The 21,178-nt window shown below is 67.2% G+C and carries 23 protein-coding genes; 16 read left to right on the top strand and 7 right to left on the bottom strand.

Annotated elements, in window-relative coordinates:
• The first annotated feature begins 4 nt into the window (after window positions 1-4).
• Together WV31_RS06120 and WV31_RS06115 are read left to right on the top strand one after the other, a co-directional pair.
• Window positions 5-310 (top strand): STAS domain-containing protein, encoded by a 306-nt coding sequence (locus WV31_RS06120; protein ID WP_085372730.1) that lies wholly within the window; start codon window positions 5-7, stop codon window positions 308-310.
• A 26-nt stretch (window positions 311-336) separates the two neighbouring features.
• The gene (locus WV31_RS06115; RefSeq protein WP_237051518.1) at window positions 337-1,050 is read left to right on the top strand and encodes an ATP-binding protein; all 714 of its coding nucleotides are present in this window, start codon (window positions 337-339) and stop codon (window positions 1,048-1,050) included.
• On the opposite strand, the gene WV31_RS06110 is transcribed toward WV31_RS06115, so the two are convergent.
• The gene (locus WV31_RS06110; RefSeq protein ID WP_237051517.1) at window positions 1,035-2,207 is read right to left on the bottom strand and encodes a PP2C family protein-serine/threonine phosphatase; all 1,173 of its coding nucleotides are present in this window, start codon (window positions 2,205-2,207) and stop codon (window positions 1,035-1,037) included. The genes WV31_RS06115 and WV31_RS06110 overlap by 16 nt on opposite strands.
• Window positions 2,208-2,455: 248 nt before the next feature.
• On the opposite strand from WV31_RS06110, the gene WV31_RS06105 reads away from it, so the two are divergent.
• Window positions 2,456-4,135, top strand: a complete 1,680-nt coding sequence (locus WV31_RS06105; protein ID WP_085372728.1) for a methyl-accepting chemotaxis protein — start codon at window positions 2,456-2,458, stop codon at window positions 4,133-4,135.
• 55 nt (window positions 4,136-4,190) lie between these two features.
• On the opposite strand, the gene WV31_RS06100 is transcribed toward WV31_RS06105, so the two are convergent.
• Window positions 4,191-5,207, bottom strand: coding sequence for a class 1 fructose-bisphosphatase (locus WV31_RS06100; protein WP_085372727.1), 1,017 nt, complete (start codon window positions 5,205-5,207; stop codon window positions 4,191-4,193).
• Window positions 5,208-5,363: 156 nt separating this feature from the next.
• Here WV31_RS06100 and hybE point away from each other — a divergent pair, with 156 nt between their 5' ends.
• Together hybE and WV31_RS06090 are read left to right on the top strand one after the other, a co-directional pair.
• Entirely contained in the window at window positions 5,364-5,837 is a 474-nt protein-coding gene (hybE, locus tag WV31_RS06095) for a [NiFe]-hydrogenase assembly chaperone HybE (protein ID WP_085372726.1), read from the top strand.
• Between the two features lie 83 nt (window positions 5,838-5,920).
• The gene (locus tag WV31_RS06090) at window positions 5,921-6,622 is read left to right on the top strand and encodes a formylglycine-generating enzyme family protein (protein WP_237051516.1); all 702 of its coding nucleotides are present in this window, start codon (window positions 5,921-5,923) and stop codon (window positions 6,620-6,622) included.
• Here the strand turns inward: WV31_RS06090 and WV31_RS06085 are convergent.
• Window positions 6,597-8,606, bottom strand: a complete 2,010-nt coding sequence (locus WV31_RS06085; protein WP_085372724.1) for a 4Fe-4S binding protein — start codon at window positions 8,604-8,606, stop codon at window positions 6,597-6,599. The genes WV31_RS06090 and WV31_RS06085 overlap by 26 nt on opposite strands.
• 84 nt (window positions 8,607-8,690) lie before the next feature.
• On the opposite strand from WV31_RS06085, the gene fdhD reads away from it, so the two are divergent.
• The 9 genes from fdhD to WV31_RS06040 all read left to right on the top strand — a co-directional run bounded on the left by fdhD (window position 8,691) and on the right by WV31_RS06040 (window position 17,025).
• Window positions 8,691-9,572 (top strand): formate dehydrogenase accessory sulfurtransferase FdhD, encoded by an 882-nt coding sequence (gene fdhD / locus WV31_RS06080; protein ID WP_085372723.1) that lies wholly within the window; start codon window positions 8,691-8,693, stop codon window positions 9,570-9,572.
• The gene (gene mobA, locus WV31_RS06075; protein WP_237051515.1) at window positions 9,565-10,710 is read left to right on the top strand and encodes a molybdenum cofactor guanylyltransferase MobA; all 1,146 of its coding nucleotides are present in this window, start codon (window positions 9,565-9,567) and stop codon (window positions 10,708-10,710) included. Before fdhD ends, mobA begins: the two co-directional genes overlap by 8 nt.
• Window positions 10,707-11,126 (top strand): DUF3306 domain-containing protein, encoded by a 420-nt coding sequence (locus WV31_RS06070; RefSeq protein ID WP_085372721.1) that lies wholly within the window; start codon window positions 10,707-10,709, stop codon window positions 11,124-11,126. Before mobA ends, WV31_RS06070 begins: the two co-directional genes overlap by 4 nt.
• Window positions 11,127-11,369: 243 nt before the next feature.
• Complete coding sequence (locus WV31_RS06065; protein WP_085372720.1) at window positions 11,370-11,975, top strand: TorD/DmsD family molecular chaperone; 606 nt, start codon at window positions 11,370-11,372, stop codon at window positions 11,973-11,975.
• A gap of 11 nt (window positions 11,976-11,986) precedes the next feature.
• Entirely contained in the window at window positions 11,987-12,211 is a 225-nt protein-coding gene (locus WV31_RS06060; RefSeq protein ID WP_237051514.1) for a twin-arginine translocation signal domain-containing protein, read from the top strand.
• A gap of 20 nt (window positions 12,212-12,231) precedes the next feature.
• On the top strand, window positions 12,232-15,117 hold the full coding sequence (locus tag WV31_RS06055; RefSeq protein WP_085372718.1) for a formate dehydrogenase subunit alpha: 2,886 nt from the start codon (window positions 12,232-12,234) through the stop codon (window positions 15,115-15,117).
• A gap of 12 nt (window positions 15,118-15,129) precedes the next feature.
• Window positions 15,130-15,765, top strand: coding sequence for a formate dehydrogenase FDH3 subunit beta (gene fdh3B / locus WV31_RS06050; RefSeq protein WP_085372717.1), 636 nt, complete (start codon window positions 15,130-15,132; stop codon window positions 15,763-15,765).
• A gap of 2 nt (window positions 15,766-15,767) precedes the next feature.
• A complete protein-coding gene (locus tag WV31_RS06045; RefSeq protein ID WP_085372716.1) occupies window positions 15,768-16,031 on the top strand; it encodes a hypothetical protein in 264 nt (87 codons plus the stop codon).
• A 13-nt stretch (window positions 16,032-16,044) separates the two neighbouring features.
• Entirely contained in the window at window positions 16,045-17,025 is a 981-nt protein-coding gene (locus WV31_RS06040) for a formate dehydrogenase subunit gamma (RefSeq protein WP_085372715.1), read from the top strand.
• A 104-nt stretch (window positions 17,026-17,129) separates the two neighbouring features.
• Here the strand turns inward: WV31_RS06040 and WV31_RS06035 are convergent, their stop codons facing one another.
• From WV31_RS06035 to WV31_RS06020, 4 genes are read right to left on the bottom strand one after another with little or no spacing between them, the layout of a single operon-like run.
• On the bottom strand, window positions 17,130-17,747 hold the full coding sequence (locus WV31_RS06035; protein ID WP_085372714.1) for an acyltransferase: 618 nt from the start codon (window positions 17,745-17,747) through the stop codon (window positions 17,130-17,132).
• Window positions 17,744-18,187, bottom strand: a complete 444-nt coding sequence (locus tag WV31_RS06030) for an acyl-CoA thioesterase (RefSeq protein WP_085372713.1) — start codon at window positions 18,185-18,187, stop codon at window positions 17,744-17,746. The genes WV31_RS06035 and WV31_RS06030 overlap by 4 nt, the downstream gene beginning before the upstream one ends.
• Window positions 18,184-18,966, bottom strand: a complete 783-nt coding sequence (locus WV31_RS06025) for a 3-hydroxybutyrate dehydrogenase (RefSeq protein ID WP_085372712.1) — start codon at window positions 18,964-18,966, stop codon at window positions 18,184-18,186. Before WV31_RS06025 ends, WV31_RS06030 begins: the two co-directional genes overlap by 4 nt.
• A 58-nt stretch (window positions 18,967-19,024) precedes the next feature.
• Entirely contained in the window at window positions 19,025-19,207 is a 183-nt protein-coding gene (locus WV31_RS06020) for a DUF1192 domain-containing protein (protein WP_085372711.1), read from the bottom strand.
• A 74-nt stretch (window positions 19,208-19,281) separates the two neighbouring features.
• Between WV31_RS06020 and WV31_RS06015 the strand changes: the two genes are divergently transcribed.
• Together WV31_RS06015 and WV31_RS06010 are read left to right on the top strand one after the other, a co-directional pair.
• On the top strand, window positions 19,282-20,274 hold the full coding sequence (locus WV31_RS06015; protein ID WP_085372710.1) for an NAD(P)H-quinone oxidoreductase: 993 nt from the start codon (window positions 19,282-19,284) through the stop codon (window positions 20,272-20,274).
• A 185-nt stretch (window positions 20,275-20,459) separates the two neighbouring features.
• Window positions 20,460-21,038 (top strand): DUF1013 domain-containing protein, encoded by a 579-nt coding sequence (locus WV31_RS06010; protein ID WP_085372709.1) that lies wholly within the window; start codon window positions 20,460-20,462, stop codon window positions 21,036-21,038.
• The last annotated feature ends 140 nt before the right edge of the window (window positions 21,039-21,178 follow it).

Below are 21,178 nucleotides of genomic sequence, written 5' to 3'. Positions count from 1 at the left end.
CGACATGCAATACGCGCTAAAGAGCAACGGCAACACGGCCCAGCTGACCATCAGTGGGACGCTGACCTTCGCCCAGGCTCCGCTTTTTCCCAAGGTCCTGGCCGAGCTGGAGGCCGCACGGGAGGTGACCAGCCTGGCGATCGTCCTGAACGGCCTGAGCTTCATCGATTCCACCGGCATGAGCCTGTTCATACACATTTACGACGCATCGCAAAGCCGCAACCTCAACGTCTCCATCCAGGGCGCCAGCGGGCCCGTGGCGTCCGCCATGGAACGCGCCGCCTTCAAAACCCTGTTCGAGTTCAAGTGAGCCGGGCCAATACATTGCCGATTATTGTGAACCGGACCGCCGGCAAGCGCGGCCTCGGACGGTTCGGCCGCCTGGCCGCCGCCGGGCTGCTGCCGTTGCGCACGGATGAATACGGGCATTGCGTCGTGCTGTTCGAAGGCGGCGGCACCGCCGATGCCGAGGATATTCTCAGTCCACCGGCGTCCTGGGCCATCGACCTGGACTGTTCCTCCCCCCACGAGGGGCTGGAACGCCTGCCGGCCCGGCTGCTGCTGCGCGCCTCCACGCTTGCCACCGTCAGCCATGATCTGGTCGGCGTGATGGTCGCCGCCCTGGTTCAGCGGCTGCCGCGGGTCGAGCCCCTGGCCATGGACCTGCGCCTGACCCTGCAGGAAGCGGTAAGCAACGCCGTCATGCATGGCAACCTTTGCCTCGACGGGCGCCTGCGCGGCAGCCGCGAGGGGCTCAGCCTCTTCACCCAGACCATGCAGCAACGTCTGGCCGACCCGCGCTACGCCCGCCGGCCGGTGACCATTGCCGCCGACTGGAACCAAAGCCATCTGGTGATCAGGGTCGAGGATCGCGGCCGGGGCTTTCAGCCGCCCGCCATTTCCCTTCCCGTCGCTCCGCAAGCCTGCAGCGGGCGGGGCATCGGACAGATACGCGCCCTGTGCCAGCGGGTATCCTTCAGCCGTCACGGCCGCCGTATTTCCATGCGCTTTAGCCTGCCGCCCCTGACTGAAGGTCAGCCGACCAGCTGAACCCAGGTGACGTCGTCGGCGAACTCGCCCGGTGAGCGGACGGCAAACCCGGCCATGACCCGCGCCACGGTTTCAGCGGGATCGCCGGTCAGCACCTCGCGCACCAGATCCACGACCCATTGCTCGCCCAGCGGCGTGCCGGAGGAATCCGAGGCATCGGTCAGGGCGTCGCTGTACAGCGACAATTGGCTCCCGGGCGGAAACGGCAGGTCCACGACCTCGTAGCGGGCCGTCTGGCTGATCCCCAAGGGCAAGCCGACGCCGCCCACCAGGCGCGGCGCCCCGTCCGGTCCCACAAGGATGGGGGCCGGCCCGCCGCCATTGGCCAGGGACAGGGTCCGGGCGGCGCAATCGACCACCGCCAGGGTCATGGTGGCGAACTGCCCGCGCGGCAGCAATTGCTTCAGGGAGACGTTGATTTTTTCCAGCGCCGCCCCGGGATCACCCATCTGCGAGTCCAGGTCCTGCAGCAGCAGGTGCAGGCGGAAGGTGTTGATGGAGGCCGCCACGCCGTGGCCGGAAAAGTCCACGGTGTAGAGCGCCAGACGGTGGTCGTCCACCGGCGCCATCCCCCACAGATCGCCTCCCAGTTCGGACGAAGGGCTGAACACCGCGTTGATATCCAGGCCGTAGCGTTGCCGCATGTCCCGCATCTGCTCCGGGCCGGGCAACAGGGCGTTCTGCATGCCGCGCGCCATGCGCAGATCCACCGCCAGCCGGTCGCGATACCGGCGCAGATCGGCCAGGGCAAGGTGGCTGCGCAGATGGACCTCGACGCGGGCCACCAGTTCCCGGCGATCGATGGGCTTGCCGATATAGTCGTTGGCGCCGGCGGCGAACAGGGCATTGCGGGTGGCCTGGTCCACCACCGCCGACAGGACCAGCACCGGCAGGGCGCGGTAGCGCGGATCGGCCCGCAAGGCCACCAGGAACTCCTCGCCGTTCATCACCGGCATCATCAGGTCCAGCAGCACGATGTCCGGATCGAAGGCCGCGACCTTATCCAGTCCCTCGCGGCCGTTACGGGCGCACTCCACGTTCAGGAGCCCCATGCTTTCCAGCACGGCGCAGGCGAACACCCGGTTCATCTCGTTGTCCTCGACAACCAGAACCCGGGCCCCGGTCAGGTCGATGCTCCCCTCGTCCAGCCTGTCCACATCATCCTCCCTGGCCCCAGGATAGCCATGCCGGAATGAATCACCAAGGCCGGGATAGGACGCGGAACCAATTTCCCGCACCCGACAACAAGGGCTTGACCTGATCGCCGCCATCTTGGCAATGTTGTTGCGCCAGGACGCGGCAAAACAAAATAATTATGCGTTCGTATAGGGAAGCCAGCAGTAATTCGGTAGGGCCGGAACCATTGTGGGTCCGGTAATCGCCATTACTCGTCTGGGAGATTCCCGTGCTCGCCCGCATTGCCGACGCCCGCATCACCGTCAAGTTCTTCATAGCGCCTCTCCTTTTGGTTGCCTGCATCGCGGTGCTGGGCATCGTGTTCAATGTGGCCATGAGCCGGCAGGAACGCTCCATGGAAGGCATGGTGACCGTTTCCTTCGCCAACAGCCGCGCCGCCGCCGAGCTGGACGGCATGGCGGCCACCATCGAATCCAACATCTATCGCCTTCTGGGCTGGCAGGCCGCCAAGGAGGACAAGGAGCGCATCAAGGGCCTCGACACCCAGGTGCGCGCGGACTTGAAGGCCTTGGGCGACAAGTCCAAGGCTTTGCTGGAGTCCATGAAGTCCGACCCGGCGGTCGCCAAGCAGGTCAAGGACTACATCCTGGCCGCCGGCGACGTGCTGGACATGTATGCCAGCGACCACATGACGGCGCTGTCCATGATGGGCGCCACCGAGCTGGAATACGACGGCATCCGCACCAAGCTGCGGGACCTGGTCGACCAGGCGGCCGCCAAGGCCGCCGACGATTACCGGGACGCCACCGCCGCCGCCCATTCCACCAAGGCCCAGTACTTCCTGGTGCTGGCGGTATTCCTGGGGGTGGGTATCGTGGTGACGCTGGGCATGGCCCGGCTCACCGCCCGGCCGGTGACCCAGTTGACCGGCGTGATGGGACGGCTGGCCGAGGGCAGCACCGAGGTCGACATCCCCTCCCAGGACAACCGGGACGAGGTGGGCGAGATGGCCCGCGCCGTGGCGGTGTTCCGTGATTCCATGACGCGGGCCGCCGAACTGGAGGCCCAGCAGCGCCGCCAGCGCGACCAGCAGGCCGAGCTGCTGGCGCGGCGCGACCAGATGATCGTCGCCTTCAACGAAGCCATGGAAAAGATCATGGCGACGGTCAGCACCTCCATCGACCGGGTCCACACTCTGTCCAACGCCCTGCAGGCCAATGCCGAGCAGACCAGCTCGCAGGGCTCGGCCGTCGCCAACGCCGCCGAGCACTCGGCCGCCAACGTGGCCACCGTGGCCAGCGCCGCCGAGCAGCTGGGATCGTCGGTGCAGGAAATCAGCCGCCAGGTCACCGAGACCGCCACCATCACCACCGAGGCGGTCAGCGGCATTCACGCCGCCAACGGCACCATGGACGGGCTGGCCGAGGCGGCGCGGCGCATCGGCGAGGTGGTGCAGCTGATCAACGACATCGCCGGCCAGACCAACCTGCTGGCCCTGAACGCCACCATCGAGGCGGCCCGCGCCGGCGAAGCCGGAAAAGGCTTCGCCGTGGTGGCCAGCGAGGTCAAGACCCTGGCCAACCAGACGGCGCGCGCCACCGACGAGATCGCCCAGCAGATCGCCGGCATCCAGTCCATCTCCAAGGAGGCGGTGGACACCATCCGCAGCGTCGGGCTGACCATCGACCGCGTCAATCAGGTGGTGTCGTCCATCGCGGCGGCGGTGGAGGAACAGAGCGCCGCCACCGACGAGATCGTCCGCTCGGTGCAGGAGGCGGCGTCGGGCAACGCCGAGATCACCCGCAACATCGCCGACGTGTCCAAGGCCGCCATCGCCACCGGCGAAATGGCGTCGGGCATGTTCAAGGCCGCCGACGAACTGGTGGAGGAAGCCGGTCACCTGCGGTCCGAGGTGGGCGGGTTCCTCGCCAACATGCGCCAGGGATAGGGCATGAAAAAGGGCCGGACGCCATAAGGCATCCGGCCCCGTCCTTGTTCCAAGACTACTTCTTGGAATCGTATTCGGCGTGGTAGGCGCCGATGCGCTCCACCTCGTTCTTCGAGCCCAGGACCACCGGCACGCGCTGGTGCAGGCTGGTGGGGGGAACCTCCAGCATGCGGCCGCGCCCGGTGGTGGCGGCGCCGCCCGCCTGCTCGATCAGGAAGGCCATGGGGTTGGCCTCGTACATCAGGCGCAGCTTGCCGCCCTTCTTCATGTTCTCGGTGTCGGCCGGATAGAGGAAGACGCCGCCGCGGCACAGGATGCGATGCACCTCGGCCACCATGGAGGCCACCCAGCGCATGTTGAAATCCTTGCCCCGAGGGCCGTCCTTGCCCTGGCGGCATTCGTCGATGTAGCGCTTCACCGGCGGCTCCCAGAACCGCTCGCGGGACGCGTTGATGGCGAATTCCTTGGTATCGGCGGGAATGGTCATGTTGGGATGGGTCAACATGAACATGCCGACATTGTTGTCCAGCGTGAAGCCGTTGACGCCGTTGCCGGTGGTCAGCACCATCATGGTCGACGAGCCGTACAGCGCGTAGCCGGCGGCGACCTGCTTGACGCCGGGCTGCAGGAAGGCGTCCTTGGAGGCGCCCGAGGCGCCCTCGGGCAGCTTCAGGATCGAGAAGATCGAGCCCACCGAGATGTTGACGTCGATGTTGGACGAGCCGTCCAGAGGATCGAACAGCAGCAGGTACTTGCCGTCGGCGGCGCCGTGGACCGCATGCACGTCCTCCAGCTCCTCCGAGGCCATGCCGGCATAGGACCCGCCCAGCGCGTTCATGTGCAGGAAGATGTCGTTGGCCAGCACGTCGAGCTTCTTCTGCTCCTCGCCCTGGACGTTCTCGGACCCCGCCACGCCCAGATTGCCGGCCAGCGCGCCGCGGTTGACCTCGTGCGAGATCATCTTGCAGGCGAAGATGATGTCGGTCATCAGCGCGGTGAACGAACCCGAACCGCCCAGGCGGCGCTGCTCCTGCAGCAGGAAGTGGGTCAGGGTGATCCTCTTGTACGGCATGTCTACCCTCTCTCTCGCTGGGCGGGGTTTCCCCGTCATTGGATGGCGGAATGACTTAAGCCCATGGCCACAAAAATGCAATCTGAAGGTGGGGGCTTCTCCCCTTCTGGCGGGTAGGATACGATCCCTTCCCCGTCACCCAGGAGCACCCTTTCAATGACCGATCCGCTGTCCTCCGCCGACGAGAACCGCATCCGCCAACTGGTGAGCGTCTTTGCCCGCATCGGCGAGGAGCGCATGAAGGATCTGGGCCTCTACAATCCGGAACTGCAGGTGGAAGCGGTGGGCTTCCGCCGCTGGCAGGGCTGGCTGGCCGGCATCCTGGTCACGCCGTGGTTCATGAACTTCATGCTGCTGCCCGGCCCCGACACCGAGAACCTGGCGGGCGTCGAGCCCGGCTCGCGGCGGCGCATCGAACTGCCCAAGGGCGAGGTGGTGTTCGTGGTCGGCGAGGTCGAGGAGGTGGGGCCCTACCTGTCGCACTCCATCCACTCGCCCATGGGCCAGTTCCCCGACCATGCCAGCGCCTCGACCACCGCCTGGGCGGCCGTCGGTCCCTGGTTCCAGGAACCGGGCGAGGAACAGCAGGCGGGCTGCGGCTTCGGCTGGGGCGTCAACAAGGGGCCATGAGGAGGATTTCACCCCTCCTCCTTGCTTTCCTCACCCTCCCCGCCCGTGCGGAGGAATGGCAGCCCTGTCCCCGATGCCCGCCCATGGTGCGCATTCCGGCGGGACAGTCGGTGATGGGCGACGACCGGGCCAAATTCGCCAACGAGAAACCGGCCGTCCCCATCAGCATTCCCCGCCCCTTCGCCCTGTCGGCCACCGAGATCACCTTCGACCAGTGGCAGGCCTGCGTCGATTCCAAGGCCTGCAAGGGCGGCCAGGACGACCACACCTGGGGCAAGGGCCAGCGGCCGGTGATCAACATGACCTGGGATGATGCCAGGGCCTATGCCGCCTGGGTCGGGCGGGAAAGCGGGCTCGTCTGCCGCCTGCCCACCGAGGCGGAATGGGAATACGCCGCCCGGTCCGGCGCCTCTACCGGCTATTGGTGGGGGGAAGCGGCGGGCCAGGGGCGGCTCAACTGCCGCGACTGCCTGGGGCCAGAGCCGCCTTACGGCTCGCAGCCGGCGCGGACGTTCCCGCCCAGCCCCTGGGGCCTCTACGAGATGCACGGCAATGTCTGGGAATGGACGGCCGATTGCTGGACCCCCGACCATTCCAAGCCCGCGCCTGACGATCCCGCCTGCCGCGACAAGGTGGTCAAAGGCGGCTCGTGGTACTATTTCTCCGCCATGTCGCGTGCCTCGGCCCGGGCCAAGAACGACGCGGCGGTGTGGAGCTACAATATCGGCGTGCGCGTGCTGTGCGAATTGCCCGACGGCTTCACCCCTTCCCGTCCCGCTCCTTGAGATAATCCTCGGTGGTCCGGGTCACCGGCACCGCCGCCCCGGCCATGGGTCGCGCGCCTTCTTCCAGCTCGTACTGGGCGACCACGCGGCAATCCTCGCACATCTTGATGAGGTCCAGCTTGCCGGTGCCCTTGAACATGGCGTGGCCGCTCATGCGCTCGGTCATGCGCTCGATCACCGATTTCGAGGCGAAGGGCTTGCCGCAGCGGATGCACTGGTAGGGCTCTTCCTCCTTCAGCACCTGGCGCACCTTCGTCTCGGGGCCGAAGGCCAGGCGCGGAGCCAGGGTGACCGCCTTTTCCGGACAGGTGACGCGGCACAGGCCGCACTGGACGCAATTGACCTCCAATATGCCCAGCGACGGCTTGTCGGGGTGGCCCGACAGCGCCTTGGCCGGACAGGCGGAGACGCAGGCCATGCACAGGGTGCACTTGGCCTCGTCCACGAGAATGGTGCCGAAGGGATCGCCGGGCTCGAGCGCCAGCACCTCCACCGGGGCGGGGGCATGGCGGTGCAGATGGGTGAGCGCCAGCCCCATGGTCTGGCGCTTGCCGCCCAGCACCAGGAACTCGGCCGCCGGCTCCACCGGCTTGGGGGCCTTGGACGGCAGCAGGGCGGCGATGGCCGCCGGGTCGGAGACCACCTCGAGGCGGGCGCGGGCCTGCCAGCCCAGGCCCTCGGCCACCCGGTTGGCGAGACCGACGGCGGCGCGCGCCCCGTCGAGATCGTCGCGCCGCGCCGGATCGGCCAGCAGCACCACCTCACCCGCCCCCTTGGCCAGGGCGGCGAGCAGGGTATCCGGCCCCAGGGCGGCCACGGCGGCCACCTGCACCGGAATCACGTCGGCGGGCAGGCCATCGCCGAAACGGGCCAGCGCCGCCAAAGCCTCGCCCCCGGCCTCGTCATGGATCAGCAGGACGGGCGAACCACCGCCAGCGGCCCGATGGGTCTCCAGCAGAGTGCCCAGGCGATTGAACAGGCCGTTGCCGGCGGGGACGTCGAAGCGGATGGCCCCGGTGGGGCAAACCGCGGCGCAGGAGCCGTGCCCGCCGCACACATGGGCGTCCACCGCGGCTGAATCGCCCAGCGGCGACAGCGCCCCCGAGGGGCAGATATCGAGACAGCGGGTGCAAGCCACCTGTCCGTTGCGCGAATGGGCGCAGAGGGTCGCATCGACCTTGATCCAGCGCGGCTTCTCGAACTCGCCCACCAATCCGCCGATCTCGGACAGTGCGCGCTCCAGCGCTATCCTGTCGCGGGGATCGACCCGCAGCCAGCCGTCGCGGGGCGCCAGAAGCGCGGGCTGCGCCGTCAGATCCAGCACGATGTCGGCGGCAAGGTCGCGGCCGCCCACCGCCGGCTCGAAGGCCAGCGCGCCGCGCGAAGACGGCGAGGCCCCGGCCAGATCGGCGACCGCCACCGTGAAGGCGCCGAGATGGCCCGAGGCGCGCACCGGCTTGCCCTTGAACAGGCCCAGCGCGCGCACGGCGGGCGGAATCAGATCGGAATCGTGGCCAGGCAGCAGCAGGCAGGTGACGGCGCGCTCGGCCCCCAGGCGCCTGGCGGCGTCGAGAACCTCCTGGCCTTGCCCTAAGATCAGGACCGAGCCTTCGCTGGCGAGCGTCACGCTGGGAGTGGGCTCGGACTCAAGGGCCGCGTCGGAGATCAGGGCGGCGATCTTGGGTGTGGCGCGCGCCGCCTGGCCCGACCAGCCGGCGCGGTCGCGGATATCGACGCAAACCGGCTCGGGTGCCTCGGCCAGACGGGCCAGTTCGGCGAACAGCGGCGCCTCCTGGCCGCAGGCCACCAGCAATTCCTCACCCGCGGCCGCCGCCTTGCGGAAGGCGTCGGCCTGGGAGCGGCAGAGCTGGAAATACACCTGATCCGGCGGTTCGGTGCCTAAGGCCTTGGCCAGGGCCTTGACGTCCAGGGGCATGGTCCCCTCGCACGAACACACCATCACCCGCTTGCCGCCGACCTTCATGCCTCGCCGTCCTTCCGTTTTCGTTGCCTCGGCCCATTGTAGGTCGGGCCGGGGCCGCATACTGTAAAGACCAGGAGGCCAAGAATGAACGACAAAGACATGCTGGTACGCCCCGACCCCGACGACAGGCGGCTTTACCAGACCGTTTCAGGCATCGACCACACCGGGGCGGAAGTCCCCGCCGACATCATCAACGAGCGGCCGCTGACCATCTTCCTCAACGGCCGCGAGATCGTCACCGCCATGACCATCGGCGATTACCCGGAATACCTGGCGCTGGGCTACCTGCTGAACCAGAACATGCTGCGCGCCGACGACGAGGTCAAAGCCGTCGATTACGACGAGGAGATCGAGACGGTGGTGGTGCGCACCACGCGCCAGACCGATTACGAGGAGAAGCTGAAGAAGAAGATCCAGACCTCGGGCTGCGCCATGGGCACGGTGTTCGGCGACGTCATGGAGAAGTTCGAGACGGTCAGCCTGCCCACCGACGAGCGCTTCCGCACCTCGTGGCTCTACGGCCTCGCCAAGGCCATCAACACCATGCCCAGCCTCTATCTCAAGACCGGCGCCATCCACGGCTGCGTGCTGTGCGAGGAGGACCGGCCGCTGATCTACATGGAAGACGTCGGCCGCCACAACGCCATGGACAAGATCGCCGGCTACATGTTCCGCCACGGCCTGTCCGCCAAGGGCAAGAGCCTCTACACCACCGGGCGGCTGACCAGCGAAATGGTGATCAAGACGGTGCAGATGGGAATCCCCGTGCTGCTGTCGCGCTCGGGCTTCACCGCCTGGGGGGTGGATCTGGCGCGCAAGGCCGGCCTTACCCTGATCGGCCGGGCCAAGGGCAAGCGCTTCATCGCGCTCGCCGGCACCGAGCGCATCGTCTTCGACGCCGACCCCGCCCAGGCGGCGGACGAGCCCGGGCATCTGTCGCGCAAGGGGAGCCGCGACGATGACTGACATGGTGCCCCCCGCCTCCAACACCGTCGCCGGCCTGATCCTGGCCGGCGGGCTGTCCCGGCGCATGGGCGGCGGCGACAAGCCCTTGATCAGCGTCGGCGGCCAGAGCCTGCTGGAAAGGGTGATCGAGCGGCTGCGCCCCCAGGTGGGGCAGATGGTCTTGAACGCCAACGGCGACCCCGCCCGCTTCGCCGACACCACGCTTCCCGTGGTGCCCGACGTGATCGAGGGCTATGGCGGACCGCTGGTGGGCGTGCTGACCGGGCTGGAATGGCTGCGCGACCACACCTTCGACGTGGAATGGATGGTGAGTTGCGCCGCCGACACGCCGCTGTTCCCCGACGACCTGGTACAACGCCTGCTGGCCGCCGTCACCGAGCAGGGCGCCGACATCGCCGTGGCCCGGACCGGCGATCAGGCCCACCCGGTCTTCGCCCTGTGGCCGCTGCGCCTGGCCGGCGATCTGCGCCGCGCCGTGGTGGACGAGGATATGAGGAAGATCGATCTGTGGACCGAGCGCTATAAGGTGGTGCATGTGGACTGGCCCACCCGGCCCCATGATCCCTTCTTCAACGTCAATACCCCCGAAGACGTGATGCGGCTGTCCATGATCCTCGACGGCACCCTGCCGGCCGAACCGCCGATCAGGGCAGAGACCGGCATCGCCGTGCTGGTGGAGCGCCGCGACGGCGCCAGCCCCTGGGTCACCGAATCCTGGCGGCCGCTGGAAGCCCTGGCCGAAGCGCCGGGCGCGGCGCCCTGGACCCTGCTGCGCCGGGACGACGGCTTCGAGCATTACCTGGAGACCGGCATCAAGGTGGTGCTGCACCGCTCGGACCTCGCCTCCTACCGCTACAACCTCGCCGGTCTGGAACCCCGCCTCTACGTGGTGCTGCGCCGCACCGGGAACGCGGGCCAGCCGGTCCGGGTGGTGATGGCCACCATCGCCCCCGACGAGGCCCAGGCCATGAGCGAGAGCGGCGAAGACATGGTGGACGGCGTGCCCTTGCCCCGCGCCCTGTTCGACTGGGCCATGGCGTTCTGCGCCTGCCATCCCCCGGACGAACCCATGAGGAAGCGAAAGCGCGACCGCCTGGATTCCGACAAGGCGTTCGCCGGCAAGGGCAGACGACCGTGAGCGACGAACCCTTCCTGTCGCGCTGGTCGCGCCGCAAGCTCGACGCCAAGGCCGAGCCGGCAGCGCCGCCGCCCGAGGAGGTCAAGGCGCCGGAGCCGCCGCCTCCCCCGCCGCCCGATCTGCCGCCGGTGGAATCCCTGACCAAGGACTCGGACTTCTCCGCCTTCCTCAAGGCCGGCGTACCGCAGGAGTTGAAGCAGGCGGCGCTGCAAAAACTGTGGCAATCGGACCCGACCCTGATGGCGCCGGAAGTCATGGACCTGCACATGGGCGATTACGCCTCTCCCGTCGGCGAAGTGGTCAAGACCGCCTGGCGCCTGGGCAAGGGCGTGCTGAACGCCGCCGAACTGGCCGCCGAGGAAGAGGAGAAAGCCAAGGCGGCTCCCCCGGCGACCCCACCGGAACAGGACTCCTAGCCACTCTGCATTTTTTACGCGTCTTTCGTAATTTTCACACAAAATAATACAGCATAGAAATACCACAATAAAAAACACCCGTCATTGCTGTGGTGCAGCAATGAAAATCACCCCTACACCCATGGAATTACAGGCTTCTACTCCCGATCTTCTTGACTGGTCTCACCAGTTCCCGGATGATCACCTGATCGCCATGGGAGATGGCCAAGGTTCCGGCGCAAGATCGGAACCACGGGAGGAGTGATGAGGGCAGTGACGGCGCACCAAGGCGTTGCCGAGGACGATTTTCTGCGCGCCCGTTTCTACGGCTTGCTGGCGGCCCTGCTGGTCGCCCCGCCGCCCGATGATCTGCTGCGCCGGCTGGCCGCCATGACGGCCGATTCCACCCCGCTGGGCGCCGCGCTCGGCCGTCTGGCCGAGGCCGCCGCCGCCACCGATTCCGATGCCGTCGCCGATGAATTCGCCGCCCTGTTCGTGGGCGTGACCGGTGGCGAGGTGATGCCCTATGCCTCCTGGCACCTGACCGGCTTTTTGCATGAAAAGCCCCTGGCCGAGCTGCGCCAGGACATGGCCCGGCTGGGAATCGAGCCCGCCCCCGGCGTGTCCGAGCCCGAGGACCACGCCGCCTCGCTGTGCGAGATGATGCAGGGCCTGATCACCGGCCTGTTCGGCGAGCCGCTGTCGCTGCCGGAACAGAAGGTTTTCTTCCAGGCCCATCTGGGCAGCTGGATGCCCCGTTTCCTGATTGATCTGGACAAGGCCCCCTCCGCCCGCTTCTACCGCGGCGTGGCGGAAATCGGCCGCGTGTTCCTGGAGATCGAAACCCAGGCTTTCGCCATGGTGGATTGATGGAGAGCGAGATGACGACCGAGAGCCCCGATGCCCAAAGCTCCGAAAGCAAGACCATCCTCAGCCGCCGAGGCCTTTTGAAGGGCGCCGTGCTGTCGGCCGGTGCGGCCGGAGCCGCCGCCGCCGGCGTGATCGGCGCGGGCCAGGACGCCCAGGCGGCGTCCGAGACCCGGGCCGGGGCCGGCTACCGGGAAACCGAACACGTGCGGCGCGCCTACGAAGCGGCCGGCTTCTAAAGACCTGACGGGAGGAAGACATGCTGATCAAGAAGCGTGACGGCGAAGCCCGCAAGTCCGCCCTGTCGGAAACCCTGGCCTCGGTGGCCGGCGGCGCCATGGACCGCCGTGCGTTCCTGCGCCGCTCGGGCCTGGCCGCCGGTGGCGCCGCCCTGGTGGGGGGTGTCGGTGCGGGAACGGTGCGCAAGGCCGACGCCGCCCCCACGGCCCCCGACCCCAAGGCCGAGATCAAGAAATCCATCTGCACCCACTGTTCGGTGGGCTGCACCGTCAACGCCGAGGTGGTCAACGGCGTGTGGGTGGGCCAGGAACCGGCCTTCGATTCGCCCCTCAACCTGGGCAGCCACTGCGCCAAGGGCGCAGCGGTGCGCGAGCATGCCCACGGCGACCACCGCCTGAAATATCCCATGAAGCTGGAGGGCGGGAAGTACAAGCGCATCTCCTGGGAGCAGGCCATCACGGAAGTGGGCGACCGCCTGCTGAAGATCCGCGAGACCGCCGGTCCCGATTCGGTCTACTGGCTGGGCTCGGCCAAGTTCTCCAACGAGCAGGCCTATCTGATGCGCAAGTTCGCGGCGCTGTGGGGCACCAACAACGTCGACCACCAGGCCCGCATCTGCCATTCCACCACCGTCGCCGGCGTCGCCCAGACCTGGGGCTACGGCGCCATGACCAATTCCTACAACGACATCCACAATTCCAAGGCGATGTTCTTCATCGGCTCCAACGCCGCCGAAGCCCATCCCGTGGCCATGCTCCACATCCTCAAGGCCAAGGAGCAGAACAAGGCGCCGCTGATCGTCTGTGACCCCCGCTTCACCCGCACCGCCGCCCATGCCGACGAATACGTCCGCATGCGCCCCGGCACCGACGTGCCGCTGATCTGGGGCATCATGTGGCACATCTTCGAGAACGGCTGGGAAGACAAGGAATTCATCCGAAAGCGCGTCTGGGGCATGGATCAGGTCAAGGCCGAAGTCGCCAAGTGGACTCCGGAAGAGACCGAGCGGGTCACCGGCGTGCCCGGCGCTCAAGTAAAGCGCGTCGCCCAACTGCTGGCCACCCACAAGCCCGGCACCGTGGTGTGGTGCATGGGCGGCACCCAGCACACCGTGGGTAACGCCAACGTGCGGGCCTATTGCAACCTGCAACTGGCGCTGGGCAATGTGGGCGTGGCCGGTGGCGGCACCAACATCTTCCGTGGCCACGACAACGTCCAGGGCGCCACCGACATGGGCCTCGACGTCACCACGCTTCCCGCCTATTACGGCCTGGCCGCCCCGGCCTGGAAGCACTGGGCGCGGGTGTGGGGCCTGGATTACGAGTACATCAAGGGCCGCTTCAAGACGCCCGAGCTGATGGAAGCCCCCGGCATCCCCGTCTCGCGCTGGTATGACGGCGTCAACGAGGCCAAGGAAAACATCGCCCAGCCCGAGCCCATCAAGGCCATGGTCTATTGGGGCCACGCCCCCAATTCCCAGACCCGCCAGCCCGAGCTGAAGAAGGCCATGGAGAAGCTGGACACCCTGGTGATCATCGATCCCTACCCGACGGTGTCCGCCGTGCTGCACGACCGCACCGACGGCGTCTACCTGCTGCCCGCCGCCACCCAGTTCGAGGTGGACGGCTCGCGCACCGCGTCCAACCGCTCGATCCAGTGGTCCGAGCGGGTGATCAAGCCCATGTTCGAATGCAAGGCCGACCAGGAGATCATGTACCTGTTCGCGCGTAAATTCGGCTTCGGCGATGAATTGGTGAAGAATATCAAGGTCGAGGGCACCGTCCCCCTGGCCGAGGACATCCTGCGCGAGATCAACCGGGGCGCCTGGACCATCGCCTATACGGGGCAGAGCCCAGAGCGCCTCAAGGCCCACATGGCCAACCAGCAGACCTTCGACAAGACCACGTTGCGCGCCGTGGGGGGCCCCTGCGACGGCGACTATTACGGCCTGCCCTGGCCGTGCTGGGGCAACGCCGCCATGAAGCATCCCGGCACGCCCAACCTTTATGACCCCTCCAAGCCGGTGAAGGACGGCGGGCTGAACTTCCGCGCCCTGTTCCCCGAGTACAAGGGGGAAAGCCTGCTGGCCACCGATTCCTGGCCCGAGGGCTCGGAACTGCCCGCCGGCCACCCGGGCTTCACCTACGGCATGCTGAAGAAGCTGGGCTGGGACGTGGACCTGACGCCCGAGGAAAGGGCCACCATCGAAAAGATCGGCGGCGAGAAGGCCGACGACGTGGCCTGGACCATCGACCTGTCGGGCGGCATCCAGCGCGTGGCGGTCAAGCACGGCGCCGCCCCCTTCGGCAACGGCAAGGCCCGCGCCGTGGTGTGGAACTTCCCCGATCCGGTGCCGCTGCACCGCGAACCGCTCTACACGCCCCGGCGCGATCTGGTGGAGAAGTATCCCACCCATGCCGACAAGAAGATGATGCGCCTGCCCTTCCTCTATAAGTCCATTCAGGACAAGGACGTGTCCAAGGACTTCCCCATCATCCTCACCTCGGGGCGTCTGGTGGAGTACGAGGGCGGCGGCGACGAGACCCGCTCCAATCCCTGGCTGGCCGAACTGCAGCCCGACATGTTCGTCGAGGTCAACCCCTTCGACGCCAACAACGCCGGCATCCGCGCCGGAGATTACGTCTGGGTGAGCGGCCCCGAGGGCGGCAAGGTCAAGGTCAAGGCCCGCATCACCGAACGGGTGGGACGCGGCGTGGCCTTCATGCCCTTCCACTTCGGCGGCTGGTTCCAGGGCAAGGACCTTCGAAGCAAATACCCGGAGGGAGCGGCGCCCATCGTGCTGGGCGAAAGCACCAACACCGCCCAGACCTACGGCTACGACTCGGTGACCGGCATGCAGGAGACGAAAGTCACCCTGTGCCGCATCGAAAAGTTCCAGGCGTAAGGAGGAACCACCATGGCCCGCATGAAATTCCTCTGCGACGGCGAACGCTGCATCCACTGCAGCGGCTGCGTCACCGCCTGCAAGAACGAGCACGAAGTCCCCTGGGGCATCAACCGCCGCCGCGTGGTGACCATCAACGACGGCAAGCCGGGGCAAAAGTCGCTCTCGGTGGCCTGCATGCACTGCTCGGACGCGCCGTGCATGGCGGTCTGCCCGGTGGATTGCTTCTACCAGACCAATGACGGCATCGTGCTGCACAACAAGGATCTGTGCATCGGCTGCGGCTATTGCTTCTACGCCTGTCCCTTCGGTGCGCCGCAATACCCCTCCACCGGCAATTTCGGCGGACGCGGCAAGATGGACAAGTGCACCTTCTGCGCCGGCGGCCCCGAGGCCGACCATTCCAAGGCGGAGCTGGAGAAGTACGGCCGCAACCGCATCGCCGAGGGCAAGCTGCCGCTCTGCGCCGAGATGTGCGCCACCAAGGCCTTGCTGGCCGGCGATGGCGACATGGTGTCCACCATCTACCGCGAGCGCGTCATGGCCCGCGGCTTCGGCTCGGGTGCTTCGGGCTGGGGCCAGGCCTATGGTGAGCAGCGGCGCGAACGGGCCCGCGAAGGCCAGGGCGCTCCGGCCAAGGACAAATAGAAATGCGCCCGCCCGCACTGGCCACCGCCCTGATCTGCCTCCTCGCCCTTGCCGCCTGCAAGGGCGAGGAGATGGGCCGTCAGGTCAAGCTGGACAAGGGAAGCTATAGGGGGCCGGCCGACAGCGAGATTACGCCGGCGGCCAGGACCGCCCTGCAACAGCGGATCGCCAGCCAGAACGACGGCGTCGCCAGGCTGGCGACCAACGGCCCCATTCCAACCGGCGAGGCGACCCCATCGGGCCGCATCACCGGGCAGAAATTCTAAGGGGAGGCATCGCATGAGCCGAACCATCCTCGCGGTCCTGATGCTGGTCCTCGGTCTCGGCATGGCGCAGCCATCCCTGGCCGCCAGCTATGACGGCGACGTCACCAGCGCCGCCCAGTCGGACCGCATCACCGAGCCCGATTCCTGGCGCACCATCCGCCAGGGCGAAGCCGGCTACATCGCCGGCCAGCCCGCCGCGCGCGGCGTGCTGATCCAGTCCGAAGGCGAGATCTGGCGCAATGTGCGCAACGGCAAGCTGGCGGTCTATGCCGGCTGGGCCCTGATCGGCGTGACGCTGGCCATCGCCGCCTTCTACTTCATCCGCGGCAAGATCATGATGGAGGGCGGCCCCTCGGGGCAGACCATCCTGCGCTTCACCAAGATCGAGCGCATCGGCCACTGGCTGACCGCCGGCTCGTTCCTGGTCCTGGGCCTGACGGGGCTGAACCTGTTGTTCGGCCGCTGGATCATCGAGCCCTGGCTGGGCAAGACGCTGTTTTCCTGGATCACCTGGGCGGGCAAGTGGCTGCACAATCTGGCCGGCTTCGTCTTCATCATCGGACTGGTGATGATCTTCGTCCTGTGGGCCCGGGACAATCTCTGGGACCGCTATGACTGGGGCTGGATCAAGGGCGGCGGCGGCCTGCTGAAAAAGGGCGTCCACCCCCCGGCGGCCAAGTTCAATTTCGGCCAGAAGACCCAGTTCTGGATGGTGATCATCGTCGGCGCCCTGGTGTCGTCCACCGGGCTCAACCTGCTGTTCCCCTTCACCATGGGCGACATCCACGCCATGCAGGTGATGCACCTGATTCACGCCGCCCTGGCGGTGGTGATGGTGCTGTTCATCCTGGGCCACATCTACATCGGCACCATCGGCATGGAGGGTGCCTCCACCGCCGTCACCACCGGCTACGTGGACCGGGAATGGGCCCGCGAGCACCATGCCGTCTGGGTCGAGGACGTGGAGAGAAAAGAGCCGAAGGCGGCGGAGTAGGCTGATCGGGGAGAACCCCGAACCCCCCTTTATTTTCTGCCAATAGAATCAAAGGGGGGGTTGGGGCATCGCCCCAAATGGGTTCGGGCGATAGCCCGAAATTCTCAGCCCTTGGGCTTGTGCCGGGTCAGATCATCCGGCCACAGCGCGCTGGGGTTCAACTCGGCGCGGCCCGGTTCGGGCGCGGACAGCGGCTCGCACGGCACCATGGACTTCAGCGCCCGCTGGGCCAGCTGCTGATAGGCCTCGGTGCCGCGGGTCTTGCGCGCCACCTCTTCCGCCGTGAGTTCCCGCAGCACCTTGGCCGGCAGCCCGGCCACCAGAGTGCGGGGCGGAATCTTGAAGCCGGCGGGAACGAAGGCCATGGCGGCGATGATCGCCTCCTCGCCCACCTCGGCCCCGTCATAGATGGACGACGCCATGCCCACCAGGGCGTTGCGGCGGATACGGCAGCCATGCACCACGGCGGCATGGCCGATATGGCCGTAATCCTCCACCACCGTGTGGAAGCCCGGCGTGCCGTGCAGGATGCAATTGTCCTGGATGTTGACGCCCGCGCCGATGATCACGCTGGAGAAATCCGCACGCAGACTGGCGCCCGGCCCGATGAAGCAGCCGGGTCCGATGCGCACGTCGCCGATCAGCACCGCGGTGGGATGGACGTAAGCAGTGGGATCGACCACCGGCACCATTCCCTCGAACGCATAGCAAAGGCCGGTCATGGCATCCTCCGGTGGGCTTCGAACACGGCCTGCACCGCGTCGGGAATGGGAACCGGGCGCTGGCTGGCCCGATCGACGAAGACGTGAATCCAGTGGCCCTCGGCGGCGGCCTCGTCGCATCCCTCCTCGAACAGGGCCAGACCGTAGCGGGCGCTGGTGCGGCCCATGTGGTCGATGCGGATGCCCGCCACCACGGCCGAGGGATAGGACAAGGGCTTGAGGAAGCGACAGGAGGATTCGGCGGCGAAGGTGATCACCGGCGCGGTCATCAGGTCCAGCCCACACGGCCCCGTCAGGAACTTGACCACGATGTGCTCGAAAAACCGCTGGTACACCACGTTGTTCAGGTGGCCGAACATGTCGTTGTCCGACCAGCGGGTCTGGATCTCGACGCGGAAGGGATAGTCGGCCTGGCGCGACGGCTCCTTCTTGTGGCTCATTGCGCCGTCCAGCCGCCGTCCATGGAAAGCGCCGTACCGGTCATGTTGGCGGCGGCCGGGGAACACAGGAACACCGCCAGGTCGCCCAGTTGTTCCGGGGTGGTGAAGGTCTTGGACGGCTGCTTCTCGGCCAGCAGGTCGCGGCCCGCCTGCTCCACCGGCACGCCCAGGGCCTGGGCGCGGGCATCGATCTGCTTTTGCACCAGGGGGGTGAGCACCCAGCCGGGACAGATGGCGTTGCAGGTGATGTCGATCTCGGCGGTTTCCAGCCCCACCACCTTGGTCAGGCCGATCACCCCGTGCTTGGATGCCACATAGGCGGCCTTGTTGACCGAAGCCACCAGCCCGTGGGCCGAGGCGACGTTGATGATGCGGCCCCAGCCCCGCGCCTTCATGCCGGGCATGGCGGCGTGGATGGCCTGGAACACCGAGGTGAGGTTGATGGCGATCACCGCGTCCCAGCGGTCCAGCGGGAAGTCCTCGACCGGCGCCACGTGCTGGATGCCGGCATTGTTGACCAGAATATCGACGCCGCCCAGCCGGGATTCGGCATCACGGACCAGATCGCCGGCGCCATCGGGCTTGGAGAGGTCGGCGCCGTTATAGAGCACGGTGACCCCGAATTCCTTGGCGAGACCGGCGCGCAGCGCCTCGATCTCGGCCGCGTCGCCAAAGCCGTTGAGCATCACCGAGGCGCCCTGCGCCGCCAGGGCGCGGGCGATGCCGAGGCCGATGCCGCTGGTGGACCCGGTGACCAGGGCCCGCTTGCCATTCAACATGCCGTTTCCTCCTTCCCTATGGTCTTACCAAGAGGCAAAGCGGTAAACAAGTACCGATTTACCGCTTGAAGAATGCCTCGGCTCCGGCCTTCACCGCCTGCTTGGCGGTGATGGCCTGCTCGACGCGGGCGATCTCTCCCTTGAGATCGGCGATGTAATCGCGCAGTTCATCGATGGACATGGGATCGAGATTTTTTAAGGCTTGGGGCTTCTTGCGCGGTTCCAGGTCGTCGGCGTCCATGGTTTTTCCTCTCTTGCCACGATTGGACGAACGTACCAGATTGAGCCCCTCACCGACAGTACGAGGCCCGACGGATGCTGCCCGAAACCATGACCTGCATCGAGATCTCCACCCCCGGCGGCCCGGAGGTGCTGAAATCCGTCACCCGCCCGTTGCCGGTTCCCAAGGCGGGCGAGGTCCTGATCAAGGTGGCGGCGGCGGGCATCAACCGCCCCGACGTGCTGCAGCGGGCCGGCGCCTATCCCGCCCCGCCCGGCGCCTCGGACCTGCCCGGCCTGGAAGTGGCCGGGGTGGTCGCCGCCCTGGGCGACGGGGTCGCCTCTCCCGCCCTGGGCTCGCAAGTGTGCGCCCTGGCCCCCGGCGGCGGCTATGCCGAGTATTGCACGGTGGACGCGCGCCACTGCCTGGCCCTTCCCAAGGGCTACGACATGGTCCGCGCCGCCGCCCTGCCCGAGACCTTCTTCACCGTCTGGCACAACGTGGTCGAGCGCGGAGCGTTGAAGGCGGGCGAAAAGTTCCTGGTCCATGGCGGCGCGGGCGGCATCGGTACCACCGCCATCCAGCTGGCCAAGGCGCTGGGCGCCGAAGTCTTCGCCACCGCCAACGGCGAGGCCAAGTGCCAGGCCTGCCGCGACCTGGGCGCCGATGTGGCCATCGACTATTCCACGGCCGATTTCGTCGAGGTGATCAAGGAGCGGACCAAGGGCAAGGGTGTCGACGTCATCCTCGACATGGTGGGCGGTGACTATCTCGCCCGCAACATCAAGAGCCTGGCCGCCGACGGCCGCATGGTCTCCATCGCGTTCTTAAGGGGCTCCAGCGCCGAGTTGAACCTGATGCCGGTGATGCTGAAGCGCCTGACGCTGACCGGTTCGACGCTGCGGCCCCAGTCGAACGAGGCCAAGGCCCGCATGGCCAAGGGACTGGCCGAAACCGTGTGGCCGCTGCTGGACCAGGGCACGATCGCACCCCTGATCCACGCCGTCTTCCCCCTGGCCGAGGCCGCCCGTGCCCATGCCCTGATGGAAAGCAACGCTCATGTGGGCAAGATCGTGCTGCAGGTTTGACCAAAGCCACATTCGCACCTATAACTACCTCTGCGCACTCGCCACAGAGGTAGTTATGGGGGAGTGCCGCCATCCGCGATTCGACCCCATGCGGTCTCGCGGGTAATTCGTGAAAAGCGTTGCGGGGGTTGGACCCGCCCCGTCCCGGGCGGACGGAGGGGGACAACGCCGCGTCAGGAGGTTTAATGGCTCTGCCGCTCATGCCCAAGGCGACCGCCGTCTGGCTGGTCGAGAACACCGCTCTCTCCTTCGAGCAGATCGCCGATTTCTGCGGCCTGCATCCGCTCGAGGTCCAGGCCATCGCCGATGGCGAAGTGGCCGCCGGCATCGTCGGGCTCGACCCCGTGGCCAACGGCCAGGTGACCCGCGCCGAGATCGAGCGCTGCGAAGGCAACCCCGATGGTCACCTGAAGCTGACCGTCACCGACATTCCCCAGCCGCGCGCCAAGCCCAAGGGCGCCCGCTACACTCCGGTGTCCAAGCGCCAGGACCGTCCCGACGCCATCGCCTGGATCCTGAAGCACCACCCGGAGCTGTCGGACGCCGCCATCTCCAAGCTGATCGGCACCACCAAGCCGACCATCCAGTCGGTGCGCGACAAGACCCACTGGAACGCCGCCAACATCAAGCCGCGCAATCCCGTCACGCTCGGCATGTGCAGCGAGGCCGATCTGGAGAAGGTGGTGGCCCTGTCGGGCCGCACCCGCTCGCACATCATCGACGACGAGCCGGCCCATCACGACGACGGCCCGGCCGAGGACTGATCCGCACCGCCGGAGACGATGACGAAACGCCCGCCCTCATCCGGCGGGCGTTTTGCTATGGAGCTGTCATCCCGAGCGCATGCGGGGGATCTCCGCCTGGCATGGCGGGGCCTGTTCTGACAAGCCGGACCAGAATGAGA

It is taken from the genome of Magnetospirillum sp. ME-1 (assembly GCF_002105535.1).
In the GTDB taxonomy this organism is placed as follows: domain Bacteria; phylum Pseudomonadota; class Alphaproteobacteria; order Rhodospirillales; family Magnetospirillaceae; genus Phaeospirillum.
This window is presented reverse-complemented; position numbering and strand designations above follow the sequence as displayed.